The sequence below is a fragment of the Microbacterium schleiferi genome (genome assembly GCF_038150145.1).
In the GTDB taxonomy this organism is placed as follows: domain Bacteria; phylum Actinomycetota; class Actinomycetes; order Actinomycetales; family Microbacteriaceae; genus Microbacterium; species Microbacterium schleiferi_B.
Genome location: NZ_JBBWSA010000004.1, coordinates 24037 through 43177, shown reverse-complemented (window position 1 = coordinate 43177; position 19141 = coordinate 24037). Strand labels below are relative to the sequence as shown.

Below are 19141 nucleotides of genomic sequence, written 5' to 3'. Positions count from 1 at the left end.
ATGGGGATGTGCCCCGCGTGCTGTTGATTCTGGCGTTGGTGGCGACCGCTTTCTGGGTCTACACCATCGTCGATTGCGCTGTGCAGCCGCCGACTCGGCACCGCGGCGTGAGCAAGCCGCTGTGGATAGTCATTGTCCTTGTGCTTCCCGTCATCGGTGGGCTGCTGTGGTTGGTGATCGGTCGCGCGCGGCGGTCGGCAGTCCACGCTACGCGCGCGCCGGATGATGACCCGGAGTTCCTCGGGCGGATCGGCACCATCTCCGACCAGGATGAGCGCATCCGTCGACTCGAGGAAGAACTGGCCATGCTGGACGCCGAGGAGGCGTTCGACGGCCCCTCGGCTGCTGACAGTGCTACCGACCCCGAGGCGGCATCCACTCCGCGAGATGACGACGACGAGCCCCGCGGATCCCGCGGCGCCGTGTGACGGGTCTCCGGTGAGCGACCTGACCGGCGGGGGCACCCGTTCGCCCGCGACGGATTCTGCTGCGGCGCTGCTCGACCAGCTGATCTCGCTCGGTGTCCGCGATATCGTCCTCAGCCCAGGATCGCGCTCGCAGGCCCTCGCCCTCGTCGCAGCCGACGCCGAAGAGCGCGGTCGGGTGCGCCTGCACGTGCGGATCGATGAGCGGGTCGCCGGCTTCACGGCGCTCGGTATCGGACGCGAGACCCGGATGCCGGCAGTCGTCGTGTGTACGTCCGGCACCGCTGTCGCCAACCTCGCGCCCGCGGTCCTCGAGGCACATCACTCAGCTGTTCCGCTGCTGCTGCTGACCGCCGACCGGCCCCCGGAGCTGCGAGGAGTGGGAGCGAACCAGACGACCCGGCAGCCGGGCTTCTTCGCGCCCAATACGCGTTTCGATCTTGACGTGCCGGTCCCTGCCGAGATTGATGACACCGGCACGGGTGATCAATCCGTGATGCTGCGCGATATCGCCGACCAGGCTGTCGCGGCTGCTCTCGGTGATCAGGCGCGCCCGGCCGGGCCCGTGCACCTCAACCTGCCGTTTCGGGAGCCGCTTGCCGGTTCCCTTCCGCCGTGGTGGACAGCGGATGCGGGCATCGGCGCGGAGCTTCCGGAGGCGCCGATCGACGACGACCAATCGGGAGCCCTCTATCAGGGTGGAGGCGGCGTCGGCGACGCGGCGGACGCGGTACCGGTCGACGAGTCGGCGCATGTCCTGGTGCGCGGTGTTCGCACGCTCGTGGTTGCCGGAGAGGGCGCTGGCGCTCGTGCGGAGGCCCTCGCGTGGGACGGCGGCTGGCCCCTTATTGCAGAGATCGTCAGCGGCGCGCGATTCGGACGTCACCTCGTCCACGCCTACCGTGACCTGCTGCGCCAGCCCGAATTGAGCGAGTCGATCGAGCGGGTCATCGTGCTCGGGCATCCCACCCTGGCGCGCGAGACCACCGCGCTGCTCTCACGCGACGATGTCGAGGTGATCGCGGTGCGGGGTCCCGGCGAAACGGTAAACCTCAACGGCGCGACACTCGCCGTTGCGGAACTTGCCGTGGCACCTGCCTCGGAGTCGACGACAGCGGCGCTCGAGGCCGACCGTGCCTGGCTCGGAGCCTGGATGCGGGCATCGCGTGCGGCATCCGTCGACCTGTCAGTGCCGGCGCCCGACGGCGCAGCGCTCGCCTCGTCCGACCCGCAGACCCGTCTCGGGGCAATTTCGACCGAACTGGCGGTGCTGCGAGAACGCCTCGACCGGGTGTCGCTCGTCGATGCGGTGTGGCGGGCGACGTGGCCGCACGACCGACTCGTGTTCGGCTCCTCGCGCCTCGTCCGGGTGGCCGATACCGTGCTGCCGGGCAAGAAGGTGACGGTGCACGCCAACCGGGGCCTTGCGGGGATCGACGGGACCGTGGCGACCGGCATCGGCGTCGCGATCGCGAGTCAGGCCGACGGAGCGGCGGGCGTGACCCGGGTCGTGCTCGGCGACCTGGCGCTGCTGCACGACGTCGGATCCCTGCTGCTTGCGCCCGGCGAGACCGCGCCGCGCATCCAGGTCATCGTCGGCAACGATGCCGGCGGCACGATCTTCGACGGCCTTGAAGTGGCGGCCCTCGGTTCGAAGGCTCAGCGCGACCGCGTGCTCTACACGCCCCAGGATGCCGACCTCCAGGCGCTCGCCGCTGCCTACGGCTGGACCTACGCGCGCATCGATACCCGAGCCGCGCTGGATCAGGCGCTGACAGCACCGGTCGCGGGTCCACAACTGATCGAAGTGCCGCTCCCGCGCTGAGGCCTGCTCCGGGTCCATGATGGTCGGGTGACCGCGAGAAGTCAGACCTACTGGACCGGTGACGTTGCCGAACTCCTGCGAGTGAGTGAGGGCTTCGTCCTCTCGGGCGTGGACCCCGACTCGACCCCCGGCTACGGAAGCAACAAGCAGCAGGCAGCAGCGGACCTTGCGGCGGGGGTCGCGGAACTCGACCTCCTGCAAGAGAAACTGTTCGCCCAGAGCCGGGTCGGTGCCACGGATGCGTCGGTGCTGCTCGTCCTGCAGGGGATGGATTCCTCGGGCAAGGGAGGGATTGTCCGCCACGTCGTCGGCTCAGTCGACCCGCAGGGCGTGTCGCTTGCATCCTTCGGCGCGCCGACCGAGGAGGAACGGGCTCACGACTTCCTGTGGCGCATCCAGCGCAAGCTCCCGCCCGCTGGCAGGATCGGCGTGTTCGACCGCTCGCACTACGAGGACGTCCTCATCGGGCGAGTCCGGGAGCTCGCAGATCCCGACGAGATCGAGCGTCGGTACGGGGCGATCAACGAGTTCGAGCGGCAGGTCGCGGCATCCGGAACGCGGATCATCAAGGTCATGCTGCACATCTCGTACGCCGAGCAGAAAGCGCGGCTGATGGAGCGCTTGGACCGACCCGAGAAGCACTGGAAATTCACGCCCAGCGATGTGGAAGAACGCACCCGCTGGCCGCACTACATGGCCGCCTATCAGACGGTCTTCGAGCGCACCTCTACCGAGCACGCGCCGTGGTACGTGGTGCCGGCGAATCGCAAGTGGTACGCCCGGCTTGCCATTCAGCACCTGCTGCTGGAGGCGCTCGAGAACATCGATCCGCAGTGGCCGAGCGCCGGCTACGACGTCGCACTCGAACGTGAGCGCCTCGCCGCCACCTGAGCGTTCACCGACGCGCCCCGACCGTCTGCGAGGATGCGACCCATGGATGACGAGTTCGAGGGATTCCTTGAGACGGTGACGCCGCTGCTGCGGGACCGCAAGCTTGACGAGCTGCGCGCGCTGCTGGCCGAGCACGACCCAGCCGGAGTCGCGCAGCTCCTGGAGCGCGAGGACGCTCGGGACCGTGCCGTGCTGTATCGGCTGCTGCGGCGCGACCAGGCGCTGGAGACGTTCGAACTTCTCGACTCCGGCATGCGCGCTGAACTCATCGGCGGTCTTCGGGAAGACGATGTCGCGAAGGTCTTCGAGGAGCTCGACCCCGATGACCGCGCGCAGCTGATCGATGAGTTGCCCGCCGGTGTCGCTCGCCAGCTCATGCGGGGCCTCTCACCCGCCGAGCGCGAGCTCACCGCACCGATGCTCGGCTATCCGAAGAACAGCGTCGGGCGATTCATGAGCACCGAGTACGTGCGCCTGTCGCCGCAGCTCACGGTCGGCGATGCGCTGAGCCACGTGCGTCATCGCGGCACGGATGCCGAGACCGTGTACATGCTCCCCGTCACCTCGCCCCACCGCCGGGTCCTCGGCGTCGTGGGCTTGCGGGAACTCGTCATGGGACGATCTGACCTGCTCGTCGAAGAGTTGATGGGCGAGGCGAGGACAGCCCGCGCCACCGATGCTGCGGAAGCCGCCGCGCGTTCCCTCGTCGACTCCGGCCTTCTCGCGATGCCGATCGTTGACAGCGAAGACCGACTGCTCGGCATCCTGACCGTCGATGACGCAGCCCGCATCCTCGAGGAGGCCGAAGACACGGATGCCGCGCGCCAAGGAGCGTCCGAGCCGCTGGGACGCCCCTACCTCACGACCCCGGTGCTGCGAATCGTCCGTGCGCGCGTGGTGTGGCTCCTGGTGCTCGCGGTCTCGGCGCTGCTCACGGTGCAGGTGCTCGGAATCTTCGAGGCGACGCTCGAGCAGATCGTCACCCTCGCCCTGTTCATTCCGCTACTGACGGGCACTGCCGGGAACACCGGGTCGCAGGCTGCCACGACGGTCACCCGCGCTCTCGCGATGGGTGAGGTGCGAAAACGCGATGCGCTCACCGTGATGTGGCGCGAGGTGCGCGTCGGAGCATTCCTCGGGGGTCTTCTCGGCATCCTCGGCTTCGCGCTTGCAAGTCTCGTGTTCGACCCGGCGCTGGGCGCGGTGATCGGGCTCACGCTGCTGTTCATCTGCACGCTGGCAGCGACAGTAGGCGGGCTCATGCCGATCCTCGCGATGGCGGTGCGCGCCGACCCGGCGGTGTTCAGCACGCCGTTCATCTCGACGTTCTGCGACGCGACGAGCCTCATCATCTACTTCCTCGTCGCCACCTGGATCCTGCAGCTGGGCTGACCGCAGCGCGGACGAATCAGGCGAGGGCGTCGACGATGGGTCGGAACTTCACGCGGGTTTCGAGGAGTTCCGTCTCGGGGTCGCTCGCTGCCACGATGCCCGCGCCGGCGTGAGCCACAACCGGGATCGTGTCGCTGGAGGCAGCGGCGTCGTGCTGCGTCTCGCCGCCGATCTGTGCGCACCGCAGGGCGATCGCCCACTCGCCGTCGCCGCGGGCATCGATCCACCCCACCGGGCCGGCGTAGCGCCCGCGGTCGAACGGTTCGAGGCGACGGATGACGTCGACGGCGGCATCCGTCGGCGTGCCGGCGACGGCAGCGGTCGGATGCAGCACCTTGACGAGGTCGAGCGCTGACGTGCCGTTCGACAGTCGCCCCGAGATATCGGTGGCGAGGTGCCACAGATTGGGAAGCTCGAGTAGGTGCGGCTGTTCGGGAGCGACGAGATCGCGGGTGAGGGGGGTGAGTGCATCGACAACGCTCGTGACCGCGAACCGGTGCTCGTCGAGGTCTTTTCGGCTCGCTTCGAGCGCCTGCGCGGCAGCGACGTCCTCGTCGGCATCCGCGCCGCGTGCCGTGGTGCCAGCGAGCACGCGCGCCGTCACGGCGCCCCGGTCGACGGTGATGAGAGTCTCGGGGCTCGCGCCGATGAGGCCGTCGACCGCGAAGGTCCAGGTGTCGGGATAGCTCGTGGCCAGTGCGCGGACGAGCCGGCGCAGATCAGCGTCGGCCGGGATCGTGCCGACGAGGTCGCGAGCCAAGACGACCTTCTCGACCTCGCCCGCCGTGATCGCCTCAATCCCCGAGCGCACCGCCCGCTGGTAGCCGTCAGGCTCGAGAAGACCGGGGCCGAGGGTCGCTGACCAGTGGGGGCCGTAGGGCACGGATGCCGGCTGCTCGCGCTCGGGCTCGGGGTCGCTCTCCTGACGGATCGTCGTCACCCACGCCCGACCGCCGTGCACGCCGGTGATCGCCTGCGGAACGACAAGAAACGGGGGTTCGGCCGACTCGGGGTCGAATCCCAGCGCGCCGAAACCGACCAGACCGGTGCCGGGCAACTGCAGGGGATCGCTGATGCGGGCGTGGCCGACCAGCTCGCGCCAGATCTCGGCGATCGGGCGAGACAGCGGCGGCGAACCCGGCGCGCCGATCGTGACGACCGCCGCGCCGGAGCCGACGATGCCTTCGCCCCGACGCAGCCACGCCAGCGGATTGTGCGGGTCGGTCAGTGACAGCAGATCGGCGACCGGCTCGATCTCCCTCGTCTCGACCACCAGCGGTGGGAGAGGGGGATTGCGGGTCACCTCACCAGCCTAGACTTCCGGCGTGGATGCGGATCGACGCGGGCGCCCGGCGCCTGGCACGGTGACCCAGTTTCGGTGGCGCAAGTGGGACGGCAGCGTCCATTGGGTGCACGACTGCGTCTATCTCGGCCACGACAGCTGGGGAGAGTGGTTCGGGCAGCCGGCGGGGTGGCGCAGCATCCGTCCCGGCCGGGATGTCGTGACGGCGGCGCCGAACGTGACCCTCATGCCTCCGAGCGGCGAGTACGCGATGACGGTGAACGCGGCGCCGTCACGGACCCGCATCTATATCGACCTCGGCTGGGACATCGGCTGGTCGCAGACAGTCCCCGGCGCCCCGGAGGGCATCGACATGGATCTGGATGTCGTGCGAGCCCTCGATGAGCGCGGGATCTGGATCGACGATCGAGATGAGTGGGACGAGCACCGCGTCCACTACGGCTACCCGCCTCACGTGGTCGAGCGGCTCGAGGCGCTCGCGGTCGACCTCGAGCGGCGGGTGACTGCCGCCGAGGCTCCCTTCGATGACGTGACGGCGGATGCCTGGCTCGAGCGCCTCGCCTCCCTCGGGCTTCCCCCGCAAGGGGAGTCCTAGACTCGACGGGTGACCCAGTCCCATCGCGCAGATCTTCAGAAAGACCCTGCCCGCGTCAGCGGGATGTTCGATGAGGTCGCGGCAGGCTACGACCGCACGAACACGATCCTGAGCGTCGGCAACGACCGTCTGTGGCGCATCGCGACGACGCGCGCGCTGTCGCCGCGTCCGGGTCAGCGCATCCTCGACCTCGCGGCAGGGACCGGCACCTCGAGTGTTGCGATCGCGCGGACGGGTGCCGAGGTCGTCGCCGCTGACTTCTCGCCCGGCATGATCGCCGAGGGGCGCCGTCGCCATGCGGGGATGCCTGGCGTGAGCTTCGTCGAGGCCGATGCGACCAACCTGCCGTTCGAGGACGAAGAGTTCGACGCCGTCACGATCTCGTTCGGACTTCGGAACGTCCAGGATGCCGACGCCGGCCTGCGCGAAATGCTGCGGGTGACCAAACCGGGTGGGCGACTGGTGATCTGCGAGTTCTCGCACCCGACCTCTCCGGCTATCTCCGCTCTGTATCGGTTCTACAACGACCGCATCCTCCCCCCGGTCGCGCGGCTGGTCAGTTCGAACGGCGACGCGTACGACTACCTCAACGAATCAATCCGCGCGTGGTCGGATCAACCGGCCCTTGCGGGGCGCATTCGGGCTGCGGGATGGACGGATGTGGCGTGGCGGAACCTGACGCTCGGCGTCGTGGCGCTGCACCGGGCGCGCAAGCCCGTCGGGGATGGTGGCTCCCAGCCCCGGTAGGCTTGTGGTGTGACCCCCTCCGCGTCAAGTTCCCGAATCGCGAGCCAGCTGGGTCTCGCGGAACGGATCTTCGCGGGCCCTCGTGCGCGCCGTCTCATCGACGGTGTAGAAGCCGGGCTGGATCGGGTCGATGCAAATCTCGAGCGGGAGCTTCACATCTCGGACGCGCTGGCTGATGCGACAAGCCGGTACCTGTTCGATGCCGGCGGCAAGCGGGTGCGTCCGATGCTTGCTCTGCTGACCGCACACCTCGGTGACGGCGTCACGGAGGACGTTGTCGAAGCTGCCACGGCGCTCGAGCTCACCCACCTCGGTTCGCTTTACCACGACGACGTGATGGATGATGCCGACAAGCGTCGCGGGGTGCCGAGCGCTCACTCGGTGTGGGGCAACAACATCGCCATCCTGACCGGCGACCTCCTCTTCGCTCGTGCGAGCCAGATCATGGCGCGGCTGGGCGAGGGAGCCATCCGACTCCAGGCGAACACCTTCGAGCGGCTCGTCCTCGGTCAGATGCACGAGACTGTCGGGCCGACGGATGCCGACGACCGCGTCGCGTTCTACCTGCAGGTTCTCGCAGACAAGACCGGATCGCTGATTGCCGCGGCAGCGCAGTCGGGCATCATCTTCAGCAACGCTCCCACCGAGTACGAAGAGCCGGTACGCACCTTCGGTGAGGCAGCCGGCGTTGCCTTCCAGCTTCTGGATGACGTAATCGATCTCTCGGCCGACCCCGACGAGACCGGCAAGGTGCCGGGAACGGACCTCCGCGCCGGTGTGCCGACGATGCCGTACCTGCTACTCGCGCGCCGCGACGACACCGAAGCCCGCGCCCTTCGCGACAGGATCGACGAGGGCGTCGCCCGGATCGCCGACGGCGAGGACCCCGCGCTGCTGGACGAGCCCCTAGCGATGCTGCGGACCGACCGATCAACGCGCGAGACTGTGGAACTCGCCAACGCTTGGTCGCGTGATGCGATCGCGGCACTCGATCCCATCCCTGACGGCCCGGTCCGCGAAGCCCTCACGAGGTTTGCGCAGGCCGTCGCCGACCGCTCGAGCTGAGGCCGTCCCGGCGCTCTTGCGCCGAATCACCGTGCTCTCGCGTCCCGAAAGGAACACATGACCACTCTGAGGTTGGCCATCGTCGGCGCAGGCCCGGCGGGCATCTACGCTGCTGACATCCTGCTGAAGGCGGAGCGCGCGTTCGACGTGTCGATCGACCTGTTCGAGCAGCTGCCTGCGCCGTACGGCCTCGTCCGATACGGCGTAGCTCCCGACCACCCTCGCATCAAGGGCGTCATCACGGCCCTGCGCGAAGTGCTCGACAGGGGCGACATCCGCATCTTCGGCAACGTCGAGTTCGGTCGCGACATCACCCTCGACGACCTCAAGCGCCACTACAACGCCGTCATCTTCGCCACCGGCGCCGTCCGCGACGCGACCCTCGACATCCCGGGAATCGACGCCGAGGGGTCCTACGGTGCTGCCGACTTCGTGAGCTGGTTCGACGGGCACCCCGACGTGCCCCGCACCTGGCCGCTGACCGCGCAGTCGGTAGCCGTCATCGGCAACGGCAACGTCGCGCTCGACATCACCCGCATCCTCGCCAAGCACGCCGATGATCTGCTGCCCACCGAGATTCCCGCGAACGTCTATGAGGGGCTCAAGGCCTCGCCCGTGACCGACGTCCACGTCTTCGGCCGTCGCGGGCCCGCGCAGGTCAAGTTCACGCCGCTCGAGCTGCGCGAGCTCGGTGAACTGCGGGATGTCGACATGGTCGTCTACGACGAGGACTTCGACTACGACGAGGCATCCCGGACGGCGATCGAGAGCAACAAGCAGGTCAAGGTCATCGACCGCGTGCTGCAGGAATGGCGGACCCGGCCCGGTGTGAACAACGCGGGCGGGACGGCATCCCGTCGCCTGCACCTGCACTTCTGGGCTCGGCCCGTCGAGGTGAAGGTCGATGACCGCGGCCACGTGTCGGGCTTCGTGTACGAGCGCACGCGCCCCGACGGGCAGGGTGGTGTCGCCGGAACCGGTGAGTTCCGCGAGGTTCCCGTCCAGGCCGTCTACCGTGCCGTCGGCTACTTCGGATCACCGCTTCCCGAGGTGCCGTTCGATGAAAGGCACGGTGTGATCCCCAACCACGAGGGCCAGGTTCTGCGCGCCGATTCCAATGAGCGCGCACCTGGGCTGTACGCGACCGGATGGATCAAGCGTGGCCCGGTCGGCCTGATCGGTCACACCAAGTCCGACGCGATGGAGACCGTGCGCCACCTCATCAACGATCAGGGTTCGTGGTGGCAGCCTGAGGACGCGTCGGAGGCGGCGATCCCCGCACTCCTGGCCGAGCGCGGTGTCGCCTGGACCGACCTGGAAGGCTGGCACCGTCTCGATCAGCACGAGATCGGTCTGGGTGAGCCTGAGGGGCGTGCCCGTATCAAGGTGGTGCCTCGCGACGAGATGGTTGCCATCTCTCGAGGCGAGTGAGTTCCTCGCGGAGGCTGTCGCCGGGGCTGATCGCAGCTCTCGGCTTCGTCTCCGCTGTCGGTCCGTTCGCGACCGACATGTACCTCGCATCTTTCACCGACATCGCGGGCGACCTTGGCGTTGACGCCGCGGCCGTGCAACTGACGCTCACCTCATTCCTCGTGGGTGTCGCGGTGGGTCAACTCGTACTCGGTCCCTGGTCCGATCGCGTCGGGCGACGCCCCGTCCTCGTCGTCGGCGGAGTGATCTTCGCTCTGTCCAGCATCGCGCTGGTGTTCGCCCCGACGATCGCCGTGTTCGTCATCCTGCGATTCGTGCAGGGTTTCTCGGGGTCTGCGGGGATGGTGTTGGGGCGCACCGTCGCTGTCGATCTCAGCCCCAAAGAGACTGCGGTGCGCGCTCTCAGCCTCATCGTGGTCGTTGTCGGGGTTGCGCCGCTGGTCGCACCACCGATCGGCGGTCTGCTGAGCGAGGTCGTTGGCTGGCGCGGCGTGATGGCGGCGCTCGCGGTCGTCGCGGTGGTGATGCTGGTCGTGTCGCTGGCCGTCGTTCCGGAATCCCTCTCCATCGAGCATCGCCATACTGCCGGGATGTCGCAGACGCTCGGCGCCTTCCGCGGATTGCTCGCCGACCGCGCTTTTCCCCTCTATACGGGTGCCTACGCGCTCACGTTCGGCGCGATCATGGCGTACGTGTCGGCGTCGCCGTTCGTGGGCCAGGTTGTGCTCGGGATGTCGCCGACGGTGTACTCGATCTCGTTCGCGGTTGCAGCCAGCGGCGTCATCCTCTCGAACATCGTGAACGCCCGGGTCGCAGTGCGGTTCGGGCCGAGACGGATGCTGGGCGTTGGCCTGGGCGCCACGACCGGCGCCGCTGCGCTTCTGCTGGCACTCACGCTGACCGGTACCCTCACGATCCCGGGGTTCGTGGCCTGTGCGTTTCTGCTCACTCTCGGACTCGGATTCACGATGTCCAATGCCAGCGCTTTGGGCCTTGCCCGCGCCGATCACGCTCGCGGTGCGGGCTCAGCAATCATGGGAACATCGCAGTTCGTCATCGGTGCTGTGGCGTCACCGCTCGTGGGGTTGGCGGGAGAGGACACGGCTGTGCCGATGGCAGTCGTGATCGCGGCGATGATGGCGCTCTCGCTGCTGCTCGGCATCCTGGCCCTGCGGACGACCCGCCGCGGCCGCCGCTGAGCCGGCTGGCGCGGCGCGCGGCTCTTGTGCCTTACATTGAGGTGTCCAGAGTGCGTGGGTGAGGTGGTCGCCCGCGCACCGTATCGAGGAGTCACTATGTCCCGGTCCCGCTTTGTCCCTGCCGTCGCCGTCGTCGGTATCCTGCTGCTCGCTGGTTGTGCACCGACCCCCGAGCCTTCGTCCACGCCAACCTCTGAGGCAACGCAGAACGACACGCCCAGCACCGAGCCGACGCAGGAGCCGCAGTCGTTCGTCGCGAACGTTCCCACGGACTGCGCAGCGGTCGGCACGGCCGAGAGCCGCGCCGACAGCGTCGATCAGCTGAACCTTCAGGGTGACGGCGCCGACTTCGTTCGCCCGGTTCCCGAGGGCTCCACGCTGCTGCTCGGCTGCGACTGGTTCGCTGGCGACAGCCAGGGCGTGCTGCTGCTGATCAGCGAGGTCGACCCCGCGGCCGCCGAGGCATATGTCGCAACCCTTCCCGGTGAGGGCTACACCTGCGTCACGGGGGATGCCGGAAACCCGGTGTGCCAGATGGTCACGCCGAACTCCCAGTACCCCGTCGACACTGTCGAGACGATCACGAGCCGCGAGGACATCTGGATCTACTCGTCAGTGACGAACGTGGATGCCGACATGCTGCTGAGCGATCTGAACCTGCAGATCTGGGGCAACTGAGCGAGAGCAGGTGCCGATAGTCTCGGCACATGGAAGAGGTGTGGCTTCCTGACCTGCTCGGCGGTCGCTTTCGGCAGCGCACGCTGAGTCTGGGCAGCGACGCCGAGGGCGAGATCGTCGCCACGCTCGTGCGGCTCCTGCCGTCGTGGCCTGCCTCGTGGACGGGCCGTCTTCGCGACGTCGACGTTCTCTACGTCCATGGGTGGTCGGACTACTTCTTCCAGACGGGCCTCGCGCAGTGGTGGACAGACCGGGGCGCCCGATTCTATGCGCTCGACCTGCGCAAGTACGGTCGGAGCCTGCGGGCTGGCCAGACGCCGGGTTACGTCTCATCGCTGGCCGAGTACGACGCAGACATCGCGGCGGCACTCTCGGCGATGGGGCGGGAGGATAAGCCGGGGCGGCGCCTCGTGCTGTTGGGCCACTCCACGGGCGGGCTCACGCTCTCGCTGTGGGCGGCGCGGCATCCGGGGGTTGCGTCAGCGCTTGTGCTCAACAGTCCGTGGCTGGAGTTCCAGACGGGGGCCTGGGGCCGAGAAGCGCTCACGCCCCTCGTCGCGGCCCGAGCTCGGTGGGACCCGTTGGGGATGCATCCGGTCGTCGATCTCGGCTTTTACACCCGAGCGCAGCAGGAGGTCGGGACTCTGCCGGAGGCGCCGGAAGGATGGCGGCCTGAGCGTGGGTTTCCGACCACTCCGGGCTGGCTCAAGGCGGTGCTCGACGGCCACGACACCGTTGCGCGAGGGATCGACGTGGCATGCCCCGCGCTCGTGCTGCTGTCGCAGCGGTCGAGCTCGCCGCTGGTGTGGCGCCCCGACATGCTCGAGACCGATTCCGTTCTCGTCGTCGATGACATAGCGAAGGCGGCGACCCGCCTGGGCCGGCTCGTCACGATCGCACGAATAGACGGCGCGCTCCACGACGTGTTCCTCTCCCGCGCAGCCGTGCGGGAGAAGGCCTACCGCGTGCTGGGGGAGTGGATGCAGTCGCAGACGCTTCGCTAGCCTGCGGAGGGTGCTCGACCGTCTCCGACGGCCCGCCCCTCTCGCAGATTGCGGACGAAGCTGCTCATCGAATCGTGTAATTCGGGATGAGCCGAGTCAAGCGGAACCTCTTCGGCTACAGCAGCGGACAACTCATCGAGCGCATCCGAGACCGCCGCTGCTGCTCGACGAAGCTGCCACGACTCGAACTCGCTGACGAGGTCGTCGCGCGTGATCTCGGCATGCCGGTACTTCCGGTTCACGGCGAGCGCCAGTCGACCATCTCCTCCGGAAGCGTGGGCGAGGGGCACCTGGTCATATGCCGGAGCGAGTGCCGGCACGTCGTGGGCGGGATGCAGCAACCCGAGGTTCTTCGTGTGCATGTCGAGATTGCCGATACCGACGGCGAGAACGGTCGTCCGCGCGAGGCGGAGCACATCTTCGGACCCGGCATACTGCGACAGTGCACCGGCGACGCGGGCGAGCGAGACCACGCCTCCGAGCTCCTGGTACTTCTGATTGCCGCTCGCGCCCAGCACCTGGTTGAAATCCTCCTGGTGGATGCGCGCGCCACCGGCTCGATCAAAACGTTCGATCACGAGCGTCGGCAGTCCGTCGAACTCCTCGACCCGGGTATCGAAAGCCGCGAGTCCGAGGCGACGTGCGAGGCGCGCGCCGTACTCCTCATCGAAGATGACAGTTGGTCGTGTGGGCAGTTGAGGCTTCAGGATGTGCGTCGACGGGAAGCCGCCGAGTGCTTGGTTCCACCTGGCTCCGGTTCGCGCCAAGACGATCTTCGGCTGGACGCCGCCCAGTGAGGTCCGCCCATAGTCCGTCGCGTTCCCGAGCGGAGCGCCGATCGGATCCTCCAGGAGGCGTCGGATCCCCTCAGCGTCGATCGGGATCACCTCGGGAGTTCGTGGTTCCGACGGGTCGTCGACATCCCAGATCTGCAACGCACCCGCGACGTCACGGCCGTACCGCGCCAGAAACGCGGGTATGTCGCCGCGCCGCACGCCACCCTGCGTGAGCATGTAGTCGAGTTGGTCGCCTTCGGGCAGGAGCTCCGCGAACCAATTTCGGCGACGCCCCCCATGTTGCCTTGGCATCGAAGCCAGCAATGGAATCGCAACCGACATCACCCGGCTGTTTACCCCGAATGTCTCCCGTGCCTCATCGGTGATCTCGACGTCGAACGAGCGTGCATCAGGGCCGTGGATGTGTCCGATGATCGTGCCATAGAGCTCGACGGCGAGCCTCATGACCGGGCTTCACCATCCCACATCGCCGATAGCTCGACCCCGGTTGCCCGCATGAGGTCGAACATTCGACGAGCCCAGATCGTGGGCTTTCCGGATTCGAGCTCACTGATAGACCGCTGCGAGATGCCGAGTTGGTCGGCTAGCTCCATCTGTGTCAGGCCTCTTGCGAGCCTCGCCTGTTGGATCGCAAGCCCGATGTCGGCTGGGGAGCGCAGCTTTGCTTCGTACGATGCCATGGCCGTCCCTACTACGAAATCCGGATAGTGCGAGTCTATTACGAAATCCGTATGAGGATAGTTCATTACGAAATCCGGATACGGCGAGTTGTGCGGGATCCCACGAGTGCTCGACGAAGCCGTCTGTTGTCGTCGGGTCTGCTGGCTGCGCTCCATTAGCGTGGAGTGGTTGCACGGATCGAGGGGACACAGCGTGGTCACGGGTGAACTGAAGCGCCAGGTCGACAAGGTCTGGGATGCCTTCTGGTCGGGCGGCATCGCCAACCCCGTCGAGGTGATCGAACAGATCACGTATCTGCTGTTCATCCGGCGGCTTGACGATCTGCAGTTGCTCGCTGAGAAGAAGGCAGCCCGCTTCGGCGAGGAGGTCGAGAACCCGGTCTTTCCCGAGGGGTACGACAATGATCTGCCGAGCCGTCGGCCGTACCGCGATCTGCGGTGGAGCGTGTTCACGAACTTCGCGCCCGCCGAGATGTTCGAGGTCGTCTCCGAGCATGTGTTCCCGTGGTTGCGCCGGCTGGGTGCCGAGGGGTCGAGCTACGCGCGGAACATGCGCGATGCCCGGTTCACGATCCCGACCCCGGCGCTGCTGACGAAGGTCGTCGACCTGCTGCACGAGATTCCGATGGAAGATCGCGACACCAAGGGCGACATCTACGAGTACATGCTCTCGAAGCTCGCGACCAGCGGCACGAACGGGCAGTTCCGCACGGCCCGGCACATCATCAAGCTCATGGTCGACCTGCAGCGTCCGCGCCCCGACGACCTCATCATCGATCCGGCCGTCGGAACCGCGGGGTTCCTCGTCGCCGCCGAGGAGTACCTGCGCGAGCACCACCCCGAGCTGTGGGCGGATGCCGCCAGTCGCGCCCACTTCCACGGCCCGATGTTCACCGGCTACGACTCCGATGCCGCCATGGCCCGCATCGCCAGCATGAACATGCTGCTGCACGGCGTCGAGAACCCGACGATCGAGCGCGCGGATTCGCTGTCGGAGGGGCATCCGGGCGATGACCGCTACACGCTCGTGCTCGCCAACCCGCCGTTTGCCGGGTCGCTCGATCAAGAGACCGTCTCGAAGGATCTGCAGAAGCTCGTCAAGACCCGCAAGACCGAGCTGCTCTTCCTCGTGCTCATGATCCGGATGCTGCGCAACGGCGGACGTGCCGCGGTCATCGTGCCCGAGGGCGTGCTGTTCGGGTCGAGCAACGCTCACAAGGCAGTGCGCAAGCTGCTGATCGATGACCACAAACTGGATGCCGTCATCAAGCTCCCCTCGGGAACGTTCAAGCCCTACACCGGGGTCTCGACCGCGATCCTGCTGTTCACGAAGACCTCGTCGGGCGGAACCGACCGCGTGTGGTTCTACGACGTGCGCGCCGACGGCATGACCCTTGACGACAAGCGCACCCCCATCGAGGCGAACGACCTTCCCGACGTGCTCGCGCGGTGGCAGAACCTGGATGCCGAGACTGCCCGGGCGCGCACCGACCAGAGCTTCTTCGTGCCGAAGCAAGAGATCGTCGACAACGGCTACGACCTGAGCCTGAACCGCTACAAGGAGATCGAGATCGAGGAGGTCGAGCACCGGTCGCCGGCGGAGATCCTCGATGAACTGGATGCCCTCGAAGTCGAGATTCAGGACGGTCTCAAGCGCCTGCGGGAGATGCTCGCGTGAGGTGGGAGACCGTACCGCTGGGGGAGGTTGTCACCATCTTGAGTGGTTTCGCGTTCGACTCGACTCGCTTCGCTAGCAGTGGCGGTGTGCCCCTCGTTCGGATAAGGGATGTCGTGCCGGGGCGCTCGACTACCTATTACCGGGGCGAGTACGAAGAGAAGTTCGTCGTACGTGACGGGGACTTGCTCGTCGGTATGGATGGGGAGTTCAATCGCGGAACCTGGCGTGGCGGGACGGCCCTTCTGAACCAGCGGGTGTGCCGCCTGACCGCGGTACCGGGTGTCCTCGACGAGCGTTTTCTGTTCCACGTGCTGCCGACTGTTCTGGGAGCAATTGAGAAGGCCACCCCCTATGTGACCGTCAGGCACCTGTCTGTCAAGGTCCTCAGCAGGGAAGGCATACCCCTTCCACCTCTTCCCGAGCAGCGCCGCATCGCCGCAATCCTCGACGAGGCCGATTCGCTTCGCACGTCGAGTTCCCATGCCCTCGCTGTAGCTCGAGACGCTCAGGAGTCACTCGCGCGATCGGCTGTTGCGGACATGAGGCGCAGTGACGGTGAGCTAGTTCGCCTCGGTGATCTACTCAAGCTTTCGAGTGGCAAGTTCCTGCCGAAGACAGCTCAGCACGAGGGCAACGTAGCGGTGTTCGGCGGGAACGGCCAGAATGGATGGCACAGTGAGTCGATGTTCGTCGAGCCCCAGCTCATCATTGGTCGTGTCGGAGCCCTCTGCGGTGCGGTACACCTGACATCCGGTCCAGTGTGGGTCACTGATAACGCTTTCATCGCATCTTGGGATCGGTCGCGGATCTCGGCGAATCATCTTGCCTGGCAACTGCGACTCGCAAACTTAAACCAGTTCTCAGCCGTTTCGGGCCAACCTTCCATCTCAGCCGCGCGCATCGCCGATGTCATGATCGCGATCCCCGATGCGGGGCAGCAGGCAGAATTCGCGGCTCGACTGGACGCGCTGGAGTACCACGCGGCGGGTCTCGTCAAGCGCACCGAGACGCTCAACGAACTGTTCGCATCCCTCCAGCACCGCGCGTTTCGCGGCGAGCTCTGATCTGCTCCCCGGGACTGTGAAGGTCGTCGCCTGACCCTTGATTCCGGTACCCGAATCGTAAAGAATAGCTCTGTTCGAGAGAAATAGAGCTGAAATGTCTGACCCAGAGCTGAACGAGCCGCAGGTTCCCATCAGTGTCTTCAAGGCGAACCCGATCGCGTACGCGACGACGGGTGCTGTGGTGATGGTGCATAACAAGCCGCGGCTGCGTGTCGTGCCTATCGACGCCGATCCCGACGCGACCCTCGCCGAGGTCAAGGCGCGGCTGCGCGTGCTCAATGCCCTCATCGATCAGGCCGACGCCGACGACGAGCGTCGTGCGCTCGCAGCTCAGCGTGACGCCGACCTCCTCGAGGACGCGCAGTGACGGGCCTCCTCGACACGAGTGTGCTCATCGGTCCGATACCCGCGGCCGTCATTGAGAGCATCGAACGGTACGTAGCGCCGTACCTCGTGCGGGCCGAGCTTCTTCGCGGTCAACGCCGATTCGAGTTATCGCCGAAAATGCGCCAGCGCGCGGCGGCGCGAGCGCAGTTGATCGCGGCGCTGGACGATCTACACGGGTTCTGGCGGCCCTTCGGCGCTGCGGAGTCCGCTGCCTATGCTCAGCTGCGCGCCTCGAGCGAGCAAGCCGTGCGGTCCAAAGATGCCATCATTGCAGCGCACGCGATCGCTGCGGACCAGACGCTCATCACCGCAGACCGTGGTTTCACCCGATTCCAGGGCCTCGAGGTCGACCTCATCTGACGGAGGGTCGAACGCCCAGCTGCATCCAGCGGGACGGGTGTGGATGCCAGCGCGCGACATCCACACCCGCACATCACTCGACGATCTCGAAGATGATGTCGAGCCCGTCGTCGGGGTGATAGCTCCAGCTGGCCGAGATGTCGTCCCACTCTCCCGATTGGCGTCCATCGAGCGATCGCGTGGAATACATGAGCTCCTTCACCGATGCCGGCGCTCCGACAGCGTCGATGATGCAGTCCAGGTCGCTGAACGAGACGTCGCCACTGCCGAAGTCCTCGCCCTCGCCGTCGACGATCATCGTCCTGCCCTGATCGGCGATCTCGACAACGCCGTCCAGGTTGCACTGGGTGGCAGCATCCAAGGAGAACTCGCTCTTCGCTTGCTCGGCGGCTTCGACCATCGCGGCTGCATCGGCGCGCTGCGCAGCACCGAGGACAACCGCGGTCACAGCGGAACCGGCGGCGGCACCGACCAGCAGCGAGACGACACCGACCACGATCGGTACCACCCACCTGCTGCCTGCAGGTGTGGGCATTGCGGCGGTTGGCGGCGGTGTCTCAGGCTGGGCCACGGGTTGTTCGTTCATGTTAGACATGCGTCTTCCTCCCTTCTCAGTAGCCGACGGCCGTCAGGGCGTACTCGGCCTGCTCGGGAGTGAACTGCTCGCCGTACTCACTCGTCAGCTGGTCGTACAGGCCCTGTCGTGAGAACGACGTGAAGTCCAGGTATGACTGCGCGGACTCGGCGGCTTCGGCGTTCCAGTCCACGAGTCCGTTCTGCTCGAGATGGGCGATGGCGAACTCGGCATCCGCGGCCTCGAATCCCTCGCCGTATTCGCTCGTGAGCTGCTCGAACAGGCCCGCGCGTGAGAAGGCGGTGAAGTCCAGGTACGACTGCGCAGATCTGATCGCATTCTGCTGACCGAGCGTCAGCTGCGGCTTCTCCTCCAGGGTCAGGGTGACGGTCGCGCCTTCCTCGATCTCGGCGCCCTCGGTGACATCCTGCGCGATCACCGGCATCGACTCGTCGCCGTCGGCAGAGACACGGATGCCAAGGGTTTCGAGAACAGTGCGGGCTGTCGCGCCATCCATGCCGACGACGTTCGGCACGATGATCAGCACCGGGTCGGGCTCGGCCTCGGCGGTGGCGACAGCCTGCTCGGTCGTGCGCACCGGTGCGACGGGTGCGGCATCCGAGGTCGACCGCCCGCCTCCCAGCGCGCTGCCGATCCCGCCGATCACGATCAGACCGATGACGACCGCGGCTGGGATGATGACCGCCTTGCGTGTGTACCACGGCCGCTTCGAGGGAGCGGGGACGGTGGCGTGCGCGGGGACGGCGGCGTCCGTTGCGCCGGGCTGGCGCACGAGGTCGGTGCGCCAGGTGGTTCCATCCCAGTACATTTCGGAGCCGGGCGAGGCCTCGGCGCCCGGATGCGGGTACCAGCCTGCCGGAGTGGACGATGGTGTGGTGTTGCTGGTCTCAGACATGAGATTGCCTTTCGGTACGGGTTAGGCGCGCGCCCCCAGCGCACGTCACCGGCCGTTGGCCAGTCGAACAGGACACACCACCCCTCCGACATTGCGTGCAGCGACACCGGCCGGATCAATGTCGGAACCC

20 protein-coding genes are annotated in these 19141 nt (G+C 67.0%); 15 read left to right on the top strand and 5 right to left on the bottom strand.

What is annotated here, in order from left to right:
* The first annotated feature begins 8 nt into the window (after positions 1–8).
* The 4 genes from AADH62_RS05320 to mgtE are packed head-to-tail and all read left to right on the top strand — an operon-like array spanning position 9 to position 4533.
* A complete protein-coding gene (locus tag AADH62_RS05320) occupies positions 9–428 on the top strand; it encodes a PLD nuclease N-terminal domain-containing protein (protein ID WP_341578605.1) in 420 nt (139 codons plus the stop codon).
* Positions 388–2250, top strand: coding sequence for a 2-succinyl-5-enolpyruvyl-6-hydroxy-3-cyclohexene-1-carboxylic-acid synthase (menD, locus tag AADH62_RS05315; RefSeq protein ID WP_341578604.1), 1863 nt, complete (start codon positions 388–390; stop codon positions 2248–2250). The genes AADH62_RS05320 and menD overlap by 41 nt, the downstream gene beginning before the upstream one ends.
* A gap of 27 nt (positions 2251–2277) precedes the next feature.
* Complete coding sequence (locus AADH62_RS05310) at positions 2278–3141, top strand: PPK2 family polyphosphate kinase (RefSeq protein ID WP_341578603.1); 864 nt, start codon at positions 2278–2280, stop codon at positions 3139–3141.
* Positions 3142–3183: 42 nt separating this feature from the next.
* Entirely contained in the window at positions 3184–4533 is a 1350-nt protein-coding gene (gene mgtE / locus AADH62_RS05305) for a magnesium transporter (protein ID WP_341578602.1), read from the top strand.
* 16 nt (positions 4534–4549) lie between these two features.
* Here mgtE and AADH62_RS05300 read toward each other — a convergent pair whose 3' ends face one another.
* Positions 4550–5836, bottom strand: coding sequence for an isochorismate synthase (locus AADH62_RS05300; protein WP_341578601.1), 1287 nt, complete (start codon positions 5834–5836; stop codon positions 4550–4552).
* A gap of 22 nt (positions 5837–5858) precedes the next feature.
* Between AADH62_RS05300 and AADH62_RS05295 the strand changes: the two genes are divergently transcribed.
* From AADH62_RS05295 to AADH62_RS05265, 7 genes are all read left to right on the top strand, one after another.
* Positions 5859–6431, top strand: coding sequence for a DUF402 domain-containing protein (locus AADH62_RS05295; protein WP_292710706.1), 573 nt, complete (start codon positions 5859–5861; stop codon positions 6429–6431).
* Positions 6432–6440: 9 nt separating this feature from the next.
* Positions 6441–7178, top strand: coding sequence for a demethylmenaquinone methyltransferase (locus tag AADH62_RS05290; RefSeq protein ID WP_341578600.1), 738 nt, complete (start codon positions 6441–6443; stop codon positions 7176–7178).
* 9 nt (positions 7179–7187) lie between these two features.
* On the top strand, positions 7188–8243 hold the full coding sequence (locus AADH62_RS05285) for a polyprenyl synthetase family protein (protein ID WP_341578599.1): 1056 nt from the start codon (positions 7188–7190) through the stop codon (positions 8241–8243).
* 57 nt (positions 8244–8300) lie between these two features.
* On the top strand, positions 8301–9674 hold the full coding sequence (locus AADH62_RS05280) for an FAD-dependent oxidoreductase (protein WP_341578598.1): 1374 nt from the start codon (positions 8301–8303) through the stop codon (positions 9672–9674).
* On the top strand, positions 9671–10873 hold the full coding sequence (locus tag AADH62_RS05275; RefSeq protein ID WP_228177886.1) for a multidrug effflux MFS transporter: 1203 nt from the start codon (positions 9671–9673) through the stop codon (positions 10871–10873). The genes AADH62_RS05280 and AADH62_RS05275 overlap by 4 nt, the downstream gene beginning before the upstream one ends.
* A gap of 96 nt (positions 10874–10969) precedes the next feature.
* The gene (locus tag AADH62_RS05270) at positions 10970–11551 is read left to right on the top strand and encodes a hypothetical protein (protein ID WP_341578597.1); all 582 of its coding nucleotides are present in this window, start codon (positions 10970–10972) and stop codon (positions 11549–11551) included.
* 29 nt (positions 11552–11580) lie between these two features.
* The gene (locus tag AADH62_RS05265; RefSeq protein ID WP_228177889.1) at positions 11581–12555 is read left to right on the top strand and encodes an alpha/beta hydrolase; all 975 of its coding nucleotides are present in this window, start codon (positions 11581–11583) and stop codon (positions 12553–12555) included.
* Here the strand turns inward: AADH62_RS05265 and AADH62_RS05260 are convergent.
* Both AADH62_RS05260 and AADH62_RS05255 read right to left on the bottom strand, forming a co-directional pair.
* Positions 12552–13796 (bottom strand): type II toxin-antitoxin system HipA family toxin, encoded by a 1245-nt coding sequence (locus AADH62_RS05260; protein ID WP_341578596.1) that lies wholly within the window; start codon positions 13794–13796, stop codon positions 12552–12554. The genes AADH62_RS05265 and AADH62_RS05260 overlap by 4 nt on opposite strands.
* Positions 13793–14032, bottom strand: coding sequence for a helix-turn-helix domain-containing protein (locus AADH62_RS05255; protein WP_292727019.1), 240 nt, complete (start codon positions 14030–14032; stop codon positions 13793–13795). The genes AADH62_RS05260 and AADH62_RS05255 overlap by 4 nt, the downstream gene beginning before the upstream one ends.
* Positions 14033–14225: 193 nt before the next feature.
* Here AADH62_RS05255 and AADH62_RS05250 point away from each other — a divergent pair, with 193 nt between their 5' ends.
* From AADH62_RS05250 to AADH62_RS05235, 4 genes are all read left to right on the top strand, one after another.
* Positions 14226–15710, top strand: a complete 1485-nt coding sequence (locus AADH62_RS05250; protein ID WP_341578595.1) for a class I SAM-dependent DNA methyltransferase — start codon at positions 14226–14228, stop codon at positions 15708–15710.
* Complete coding sequence (locus AADH62_RS05245; protein WP_341578594.1) at positions 15707–16774, top strand: restriction endonuclease subunit S; 1068 nt, start codon at positions 15707–15709, stop codon at positions 16772–16774. Before AADH62_RS05250 ends, AADH62_RS05245 begins: the two co-directional genes overlap by 4 nt.
* A 94-nt stretch (positions 16775–16868) precedes the next feature.
* Entirely contained in the window at positions 16869–17141 is a 273-nt protein-coding gene (locus tag AADH62_RS05240) for a hypothetical protein (protein WP_341578593.1), read from the top strand.
* Positions 17138–17521 carry a PIN domain-containing protein gene (locus AADH62_RS05235; RefSeq protein ID WP_341578592.1) on the top strand — a complete coding sequence of 128 codons (384 nt, stop codon included), beginning with the start codon at positions 17138–17140 and terminating at the stop codon, positions 17519–17521. The genes AADH62_RS05240 and AADH62_RS05235 overlap by 4 nt, the downstream gene beginning before the upstream one ends.
* 73 nt (positions 17522–17594) lie before the next feature.
* Here AADH62_RS05235 and AADH62_RS05230 read toward each other — a convergent pair whose 3' ends face one another.
* Together AADH62_RS05230 and AADH62_RS05225 are read right to left on the bottom strand one after the other, a co-directional pair.
* Positions 17595–18116: a hypothetical protein gene (locus AADH62_RS05230; RefSeq protein WP_341578591.1), complete on the bottom strand. Its 522-nt coding sequence runs from the start codon at positions 18114–18116 to the stop codon at positions 17595–17597.
* Between the two features lie 16 nt (positions 18117–18132).
* Positions 18133–19011: an Ltp family lipoprotein gene (locus AADH62_RS05225; protein WP_341578590.1), complete on the bottom strand. Its 879-nt coding sequence runs from the start codon at positions 19009–19011 to the stop codon at positions 18133–18135.
* Between the last annotated feature and the right edge of the window lie 130 nt (positions 19012–19141).

Coding starts and splice junctions, on each gene's coding strand:
- menD (WP_341578604.1), top strand. CDS start 388: ATGACGACGACGAGCCCCGCGGATCCCGCGGCGCCGTGTGACGGGTCT.
- mgtE (WP_341578602.1), top strand. CDS start 3,184: ATGGATGACGAGTTCGAGGGATTCCTTGAGACGGTGACGCCGCTGCTG.
- AADH62_RS05280 (WP_341578598.1), top strand. CDS start 8,301: ATGACCACTCTGAGGTTGGCCATCGTCGGCGCAGGCCCGGCGGGCATC.
- AADH62_RS05270 (WP_341578597.1), top strand. CDS start 10,970: ATGTCCCGGTCCCGCTTTGTCCCTGCCGTCGCCGTCGTCGGTATCCTG.
- AADH62_RS05265 (WP_228177889.1), top strand. CDS start 11,581: ATGGAAGAGGTGTGGCTTCCTGACCTGCTCGGCGGTCGCTTTCGGCAG.
- AADH62_RS05260 (WP_341578596.1), bottom strand. CDS start 13,796: ATGAGGCTCGCCGTCGAGCTCTATGGCACGATCATCGGACACATCCAC.
- AADH62_RS05255 (WP_292727019.1), bottom strand. CDS start 14,032: ATGGCATCGTACGAAGCAAAGCTGCGCTCCCCAGCCGACATCGGGCTT.
- AADH62_RS05240 (WP_341578593.1), top strand. CDS start 16,869: ATGTCTGACCCAGAGCTGAACGAGCCGCAGGTTCCCATCAGTGTCTTC.
- AADH62_RS05230 (WP_341578591.1), bottom strand. CDS start 18,116: ATGTCTAACATGAACGAACAACCCGTGGCCCAGCCTGAGACACCGCCG.
- AADH62_RS05225 (WP_341578590.1), bottom strand. CDS start 19,011: ATGTCTGAGACCAGCAACACCACACCATCGTCCACTCCGGCAGGCTGG.